Origin of the sequence: Nostoc sp. (assembly GCF_036919815.1) — a bacterium.
Taxonomy (GTDB): domain Bacteria; phylum Cyanobacteriota; class Cyanobacteriia; order Cyanobacteriales; family Nostocaceae; genus Nostoc.
The window spans coordinates 53,580-62,488 of record NZ_JBALCE010000095.1; the positions used below are offsets into that span (position 1 = coordinate 53,580).

An 8,909-nucleotide genomic window follows, 5' to 3' on the forward strand; every position below is an offset into this window, starting at 1 on the left:
CTTACCCGAAGGTATGGTAGGCAAAGTTGCCGTCCTTTCAGAACCAGCTTATGGTAGTACTTTTATTCTGACATTACCTGCTTTAGGAGCAAAAATATGACAGCACATATCCTTTTGGTGGAAGATGAAATCAAACTAGCGCGATTTGTGGAATTAGAACTCACTAGCGAAGGATATCAAGTAAGTGTAGCCCATGATGGCATCGCTGGTTTAACCCTAGCGCGAGACTCATCGCCAGATTTAGCGATTCTGGATTGGATGCTACCAGGATTGACAGGTTTGGAAATTTGTCGCCGTTTGCGAGCAACAGGCAATACAATACCAGTGATTTTGTTGACAGCAAAAGACGAAGTGAGCGATCGCGTGGCAGGATTAGATGCAGGAGCTGATGATTATGTAGTTAAGCCCTTCAGCATTGAGGAACTACTAGCTAGAATTCGCGCTCATCTCCGCCGCACGCAAGAAACAGACGAGGATTTGTTGCAATTTGAAGATTTAAGCTTAAATCGCCGCACCCGTGAAGTATTTCGGAGTAAACGAAGCATTGAGTTAACAGCAAAAGAGTTTGACTTATTAGAATATCTCTTTTCACATCCCCGTCAGGTGTTTACTAGAGACCAAATTCTAGAGAAAGTTTGGGGTTACGACTTCATGGGTGATTCCAATATTATTGAGGTTTATATTCGTTATTTGCGACTCAAGTTGGAAGAAAATAATGAGAAGCGTTTGATTCATACAGTCCGTGGTGTAGGTTATGCATTACGCGAGCGTTCGTAATCACTTGATGATTTCGACAACAAACAACATATTAGTAATTAGCTGGACTTGGTATCAAGCCTAGTACGTACTTAGGCGATCGTTACAGCTATTTTCAGTTAAAGGACTGACAAATACAGGATTTACGCAAACAATAGCCGAAACCGTGATTTTCAGTAGGGGCAATTTATGTAGCTTTAGCTGACCGCAGGGTATTGCCCCTACAGCGTGTCATTTTGCGTAAGTCCTAAAATAAAAAAATACTCAATTACCTCTTGTGGGGTGGGCGTCTGGACTACTCCACAAGTAGTAGTAATTTATTTGTTGGAAATCCCTAATGAGGAATCCCAATAACCTAAAAAAAATTATATTAATTCATTTAAATAGTGTATAGTATCAAAATAGGTTTGTATTTAATCTTACTTAAAAACTTCATCTAAATATCATACTTTTGACATATATCAGGTCGTTATTTTTAGCAAAATTTGGCAAATACAAATATAAGGATTTTTTATTAATTGATAAAAACTTTATATTTAATCATCATACATGAGCTTATTATAATTATTTCTTTAGATAAATGAATATCCAACCTAAAAGCCTTAAAATTTATTACTAGTGAGTAGTAGTGTAATAAAGCTTATAAATTCAAAGTTATGCAAGGTGAGTTAATTATCTATGTCAAGTAATAAAGTCGAAGTGGAAAACAACGGTGTCAATCATAATGTGTCGTTAAATCGGAGTGAAGTAAAGCTGACGGAATCGAATAAATCCCAATCATTAAATACATTATCACTGACATTATCCTCATCCAATAAAAGTTCTCGAACCAAAAAATTTACAGATACACCTGATATAGTTTGCCTATCTCATTTGCGTTGGAACTTCGTTTATCAAAGACCACAACATCTTCTGAGCCGCTGCGCTCAAGGAAAGCGGGTGTTCTTTATCGAGGAGCCAATTTTTAGCCAGGAGCCATTGGGACGATTGAATGTCAGCCAAGATAATAGTGGGGTTGTTGTTGTTGTCCCACACTTACTAGAAGGGCTGAGTCAAGAAGCAATAAACGCAGATTTACAAGTATTGATTGATGGTTTGTTTGTAGAGCATAACATCAATAAATACATTTGTTGGTATTACACTCCAATGGCGATCGCTTGGACAGGTAATTTGCAACCCCAAGCAGTTATATATGATTGCATGGATGAATTGTCTGCCTTTAAAGGAGCATCACCCACTTTAAAAAACTATGAAGCAGAACTATTTCGTCGTGCAGACTTAGTGTTTACAGGGGGACAAAGCCTTTACGAAAGTAAGGTAAACCAGCACCCAAACGTTTATGCATTTCCCAGTAGTGTAGATGTAGCCCACTTTGGACAAGGAAGAACTCTTAAAGAAGAACCAGCAGACCAAGCAAATATTCCTCATCCCCGCCTTGGCTTCTTTGGTGTGATTGATGAGCGGATGGATATTGAACTGCTGGCTGGGATTGCCGAGGCTCGCCCTAACTGGCATTTAGTCATAATTGGGCCAGTTGTGAAAATTGATCCAGCAACTCTGCCACAGCATGAAAATATTCATTATCTCGGTGGTAAAGACTATAAAGACTTGCCTGCATATTTGGCGGGTTGGGATTTAGCAATGTTGCCGTTTGCGCGGAACGAATCAACACGCTTTATTAGTCCGACTAAGACACCAGAGTATCTAGCCGCAGGTAAACCTGTAGTGTCTACCTCAATTCAAGACGTAGTGCGCCCCTATGGAGACTTGAAACTGGTGCGGATTGCAGACATAACTGAAGAGTTCATCGCCGCAGCAGAACAGGCAATGCAACAAGATACCTCAGCATCAGGATGGTTGAGTCGGGTAGATGCCTTCTTAGAGCAGATTTCTTGGGATCGGACTTGGGGATCAATGATGCAGTTGATAGAGTCTGCGTTGGCGCAGCCGCTCTTTAAGAGCTTCGCTACCACACAGGATGCTACAGTTAATGGTAATGGTACAAATGGGAAATCTCACATCTCAACAGATATCCCAGAAGCACCAAGCATCATTACCAGAGAGTTTTTATTTGATTACTTAGTTGTCGGTGCAGGTTTCTCTGGTAGCGTTCTAGCTGAACGCTTGGCAAGAAACTCTGGTAAAAAAATATTGGTTGTAGATAAGCGCAACCACATCGGCGGCAATGCTTACGACCATTACGACGACCACGGGATTCTCGTACATAAATACGGACCCCATATCTTTCACACCAACTCACGCGAAGTTTTTGAATACCTCTCACAGTTTACTCCCTGGCGTGCTTACCAGCATCATGTTTTAGCCAGCGTCGATGGGCAACTCCTTCCCATCCCCATTAACCTTGAAACCATCAACAAACTCTATGGAATGAACCTCAATTCATTCCAGGCAGAAGAGTTTTTTGAATCGGTTGCAGAACCGAGAGAAGACATCCGTACCTCTGAAGATGTAGTCATCAGTAAAGTTGGTCAGGTACTTTATGAAAAGTTCTTCAAAAACTACACTCGCAAACAATGGGGACTTGATCCTTCAGAACTTGACAAAACAGTAATTGCGCGAATTCCTACCCGTACTAACCGCGACGGTCGATATTTCACCGATAGTTACCAAGCAATGCCACTGCACGGCTTTACTCGGATGTTCGAGAATATGTTAAATCACCCGAACATCAAAGTAATGCTCAACACTGATTACCGTGAAATCCAGAAAGGAATAGCTTGCCGCGAAATCGTTTACACTGGTCCAGTTGATGAGTTTTTTGATTATCGCTACGGTAAACTACCCTATCGCTCACTAGATTTTAAACACGAAACGCATCACACCCCTGTATTTCAGTCAGCGCCAGTGATTAACTATCCCAACGAACAGCTCTATACCCGTGTCACCGAATTTAAGTACCTGACTGGCCAGGAACACTCCAAAACTAGTATTGTTTACGAGTTTCCCAAAGCAGAGGGCGACCCTTATTATCCCGTGCCACGTCCTGAAAATCAGGAAATTTACAAACAATATAAAGTGCTGGCTGATGAAAAGCCAGGAGTGCATTTTGTAGGACGGCTAGCTACATACAAGTATCTCAACATGGATCATTGTGTGGCGCAGGCTTTGGCAACATACAAACAAATAGCGGTTAAAGCTTGAGTTTGTTGACAACACTCAGTCCTGAGTGCTGTTAGCGGATAGCTATGGTTTAGCCCGTGCTGAGTTGAGTCAGGTAAAAAAACTACTCAGCACTTATGTACTTGGTACAAGCCCCGCCCCTTGTGGGCGGAATCTTCTTGACTCAAGAGGTTGGTTGATACCTCACAAGAAAGCGGGTGGTCTTTTAACTCAGCACTCTAAGTCGAGGAACTCAGCACTCTTCATGTTGATCATGGGCAGGTATTGCCCAGCCGACAATTTTTTAGTGAAGAAATAATTCAGTATTCAGAATTCAACAGGACTTACGCACTCAAAACCTGAAACCTCGATCCCCCCTCTAACCCCCCTTAAAAAGGGGGGATCTATAAATGCGTAATACCAATTTGAAAAATGATTCAGACAGATGGAAACCTGAAACGCTTATCCAATAGATGTTTCACAATCTAAAATGGTATAAGTCCTATTCAACTAGGAAATTCTATGTGACTGAAGGACAAAAAAGTTGATTTATCTCCCTACTAAATCGATGATTTAGTGCTTAAAAACTAAAGTTTTGGATCTGAATATTTGATTAATTGATTTTGCATTCTGTATTCTTCTTCATGCTTTTGTGGTTAATAAACTGCAAATAGTAGATATTATATCTGCATTATTAAAACGCGGAAATCCAAAGGTAATAGAAGCTTTAATTGTGTAAATTATGACTTTTGTCTTTAACTCAAATAAAGACGCGGTTAATAGCGTCTTGAGAGAGAATAATTCACAACTCCCCCTGGAAATGTGGGCTGGTGTAGAGTGTACAGTTAATCGCGTGGGTAACGAATATTTTGATCAGTTGGAACGCAACGGTCATGCAATACGCCTGGATGACTTAGATTTATTTGCCGAACTAGGGATAAAAGCTATCCGCTACCCTGTGCTGTGGGAGAGCATAGCACCTGATGGGTTAGAAAATGCTGATTGGTCGTGGGCGGATGAAAGACTGGGGCGCTTGCGCGAACTCGGCATCCGTGCGATTGTGGGATTAGTGCATCATGGCAGTGGTCCGCGTAACACCAGCTTGGTAGACCCAGAATTTCCAGAAAAACTCGCGGTATTTGCCCGTGCAGTTGCCGATCGCTATCCTTGGATAACACATTACACACCTATAAATGAGCCACTAACAACAGCGCGATTTAGTGGGATGTACGGCCACTGGTATCCTCATGGCCGGGATAATTTAACTTTCGCTCGTGCTTTGTTAGGAGAGTGTCGCGGAGTTGCACTGGCGATGCAAGTGATCCGGGAAGTCAACCCCAACGCCCAACTGGTGCAAACCGAGGATTTGGGTAAGATTTACAGTACACCAAAGCTGGCTTATCAAGCAGAATTTGAAAACGAACGTCGCTGGTTGAGCTTTGATTTATTATGTGGTCGAATCACTCAAACTCATTCCATGTGGGGTTATTTGCGCCACTGTGGGGTCAGTGAGGCTGAACTTGAGGGATTTTTGCAAAATCCTTGTCCACCTGACATCATCGGCATTAACCATTACTTAACTAGCGAACGCTTTTTGGATGAGCATACAGAAAACTATCCTGCTTGGACCTATGGCGGTAATGGGCAACATAAGTATGCGGATGTAGAGGCGGTGCGAGTTTGTGCTGAGGGTTTGGCAGGCCCGCATACATTGCTACTAGAGGCATGGGAACGCTATCACCTGCCTCTTGCTGTCACCGAAGCTCATATCAGTTGCACCCGCGAGGAGCAGCTACGTTGGTTTTATGAAGTGTGGAATGCGGCGCAGGAATTACAAGCTCAGGGTGTGGATATCCGCGCTGTAACTGCTTGGGCGTTGCTTGGGAGTTACGATTGGAATAGTTTAGTAACAAAAGCTCAGGGCTACTACGAGCCTGGTGTATTTGATTTGCGTTCTCCCCATCCCCGACCGACAGCGATCGCTAAAATGGTGCGAGTTCTAGCAACTGGGCATCAACCAGATCACCCGCTACTTGATACCCCAGGATGGTGGCATCGGCAAGATCGCCTGTTATACCCGGCGCTAAGTTGCAGTGGAAACATCGCCAGAGCAAGGAAAAGTAAAGCAACATCCCCCTCAGCTCCCCTGGCGATCATCGGTGCCAGAGGAACTCTGGGAAAGGCTTTTGCTCGATTGTGCCAAGTACGCGGGATTTCATATCACCTGCTGACGCGTCAAGAAATGGATATTACCGATCCGGCCTCTGTGAATCTGGCGCTTACCCAGTTGAAGCCGTGGGCAGTTGTGAACGCTGCGGGATACGTGCGGGTGGACGATGCCGAACGTGAACCCGATGTTTGCCTGCAAGTGAACGCCGAAGGCCCAGCGATTCTAGCTGCTGCTTGCGCTCAACATCACGTACCGCTATTGACTTTCTCCTCAGATTTGGTATTTGACGGTGCCGTATCTAATCCTTATGTCGAAACTGATCCCGTTGCCCCCCTTAATGTATATGGGTGCAGCAAAGTTTTGGCGGAAAAGCTTGTATTGGAAGCTGATCCAACAGCGCTAGTGATTCGCACCAGTGCATTTTTTGGCCCGTGGGATGATTATAACTTTATCACGATCGCCCTGCGTCAGCTTAGTGCTGGGAATACTTTCGTCGCCGCAGAGGATGGAATTGTTTCACCTACCTATCTGCCAGATTTGGTTCATGCTAGTCTGGATTTATTAATTGATGGCGAGTGTGGGCTGTGGCATTTGGCGAACAAGAGTGCGATCGCCTGGGCTGATTTAGCGCGGTTAGCGGCTACGCGAGCTGGAGTCGGTGTCAGCAATCTGATTGCACTACCCACAGAACAACTTGGTTTAACTGCTCTGCGACCAACTTATAGCGTTCTTGGTAGCAGCCGAGGCTCCTTAATGCCATCCCTTGACAGTGCAATTTCTCGCTACTTGAAAGAAAGAATCTAGTGGTCTAACCCTCTTGTGTCACTCTCCGAAAACTTTTGCCATTTCTGAATTCTAGAGCTTTTGTATACGAAGCGATGGCTTTGCCCGCCGCAGGCATCGCAAGATTTTTTTCTCATAAGAAATACAATAACGAAATTTTTCTAATAGGATAACTTGTATTGTTTGACTGATAAAGCTTCTAGAGATTGCCTTCCCGGAGAGTGACAGAAGATGGCTGAGTAAGTCGGCGGGAAAATTTATAACTATGTAACGAAAAATTAACCGTTACGGCTGGAGTTAAATTTAATATGCTGTGTAGTGTAATTAGCTTTTTCCCCTCTAGCTTAAACACTATCAATTACGGTGTAAGTAAGTAGGCGAGAATAAATCAAAGTATGTTAAGTAATTTAAAAAAAGAAATTTGCTTGTAGTGTACCTTAGAGGATGTTTGAAAAGTATTTTTGGTAACATTAAAGCCTCGGAAACCTAACGCACTGGGACCCCCTTCCCTACAAGGGAATGGGGGTTTCAAAGCCTCTCGACCCTTGCCTAACGGCAGGCTGACGGCAACGGGGAGAGGAATGGAAGCGGGGTTTTTAGTATACTTTGCGACCTTTCAAACATCCTCTTAGTACAAACCTTTAATTATTAACGTCGTTCTACTTTTAGTAAGTATCGACCAATGGCAGATAGTTTTAGACGTGATCTCTTTGTTTCTCGATCTAGTTTGTACACTGAGTTGATTTTGGGATGCCTACAGATTCAATTAGGAGTAATCTCTAACGTAGGTATTTGGACATTATCAGAAGCTAAGTTACAAGCTGCCCAAGCACATCAGACCTGGAAATCAGCTTCAGAATTCACCGAGCGAGTTACCAAAGTAAATCCAACACCTATTTTGATGGCGGCACCCGAAAACTTCAATCCTGAACTGCTGCGATTACCGCCAGCCTTACCCGTACCACCGCTTAATTCTAGCCCACCAACAACTTCCAGCAAACCAGGAACGCCAGATGTAGTTTGGGAAAGTATTCATACGGACTATCGCTATGACACAGACAACTTTGGCCAAACTAATTTTTTCCTTGAACCAACGCTTCAGTTTCGATTAAGTAATGGCAATAAAATATTTTTCAAGACAGGTTTTAATTTCTTTGAGCAACGCGGTGTTGAATCAATTACCAATTTTCCCTTAAAAGTTGGATGGCAAGGAAAAATTGGGCAAGTAACTCTGCAAACAGCAGTCGGAATCGATGTGTTCAATCGTTTACCCACAGCTATCAATCTCAATGCTAAGGTGGAGGCTGCCATTTCGCCGCCGCAAGTTTCGCCATCAGGTCGATTACTATCGGTAGTAGTACTATCAGGTAATTTAGAACAAGGGCCTTATAAATCTAATGCCCGAACTTTAGATAACCAAATTACTGCTTGGCGATTTGGGCCTGATTTATACTGGCAGATTGACCGTGACACCAGCTTGTTTTCCTCATTGCGTTTAGGTAGTTACAACGATGGTAATTCCGAGGTGCAGTCTTTTAGTAGGTTAGAGCGCAAGTTCGGACAATTTTCTCTGGCAGCTAACTTATTCACTTGGAGTTACGATCGCAATTTAGAAGGCACAAGTGGCTATTTTTCGCCACCAGATTTCCTAGTTTACAACGCTGAGGTGGCTTGGGAGGGAGATATTACTAATTTCTTACGCTGTCGCCTCGCTGGCAACTTAGGACAGCAGCGACTTAAAGGAGAATTTGACAACGCCAATACCTATCAAACGCGGTGTACGGTAAAGGTGTCGCCCAATATAGAAGCAGACTTGGGCTATAGCTTTAGTAATGTCCGCAATCAAGATACCGGGGAAAATGCCTATACTGGTAATTCCTTGACAGGACAGTTGCGGGTCAAATTTTAAGAGTCAGTAATTAACAATTCAAAATTTAAAAGAGTTTCATTCTCAGCACTCTTGGTGACTGAGTTTCCGGCATCCCGCCCATTTTTATGAAAGCACCATTACCTGATCACGAAACAGAGCGAATCGAATCTCTTTTGCAGTATAAGATCCTCGATACTCGTTCGGAAACAG

4 protein-coding genes are annotated in these 8,909 nt (G+C 43.2%); all 4 read left to right on the forward strand.

The features are described from left to right. The first annotated feature begins 96 nt into the window (after positions 1-96). On the forward strand, positions 97-777 hold the full coding sequence (locus V7K15_RS22925) for a response regulator transcription factor (protein WP_334909098.1): 681 nt from the start codon (positions 97-99) through the stop codon (positions 775-777). Between the two features lie 657 nt (positions 778-1,434). Further along, a complete protein-coding gene (gene glf, locus V7K15_RS22930) occupies positions 1,435-3,918 on the forward strand; it encodes a UDP-galactopyranose mutase (RefSeq protein WP_334909100.1) in 2,484 nt (827 codons plus the stop codon). A 700-nt stretch (positions 3,919-4,618) separates the two neighbouring features. Continuing rightward, positions 4,619-6,850 (forward strand): family 1 glycosylhydrolase, encoded by a 2,232-nt coding sequence (locus tag V7K15_RS22935; RefSeq protein ID WP_334909102.1) that lies wholly within the window; start codon positions 4,619-4,621, stop codon positions 6,848-6,850. Between the two features lie 661 nt (positions 6,851-7,511). Beyond that, a complete protein-coding gene (locus V7K15_RS22940; RefSeq protein ID WP_334909104.1) occupies positions 7,512-8,738 on the forward strand; it encodes a cellulose synthase subunit BcsC-related outer membrane protein in 1,227 nt (408 codons plus the stop codon). The last annotated feature ends 171 nt before the right edge of the window (positions 8,739-8,909 follow it).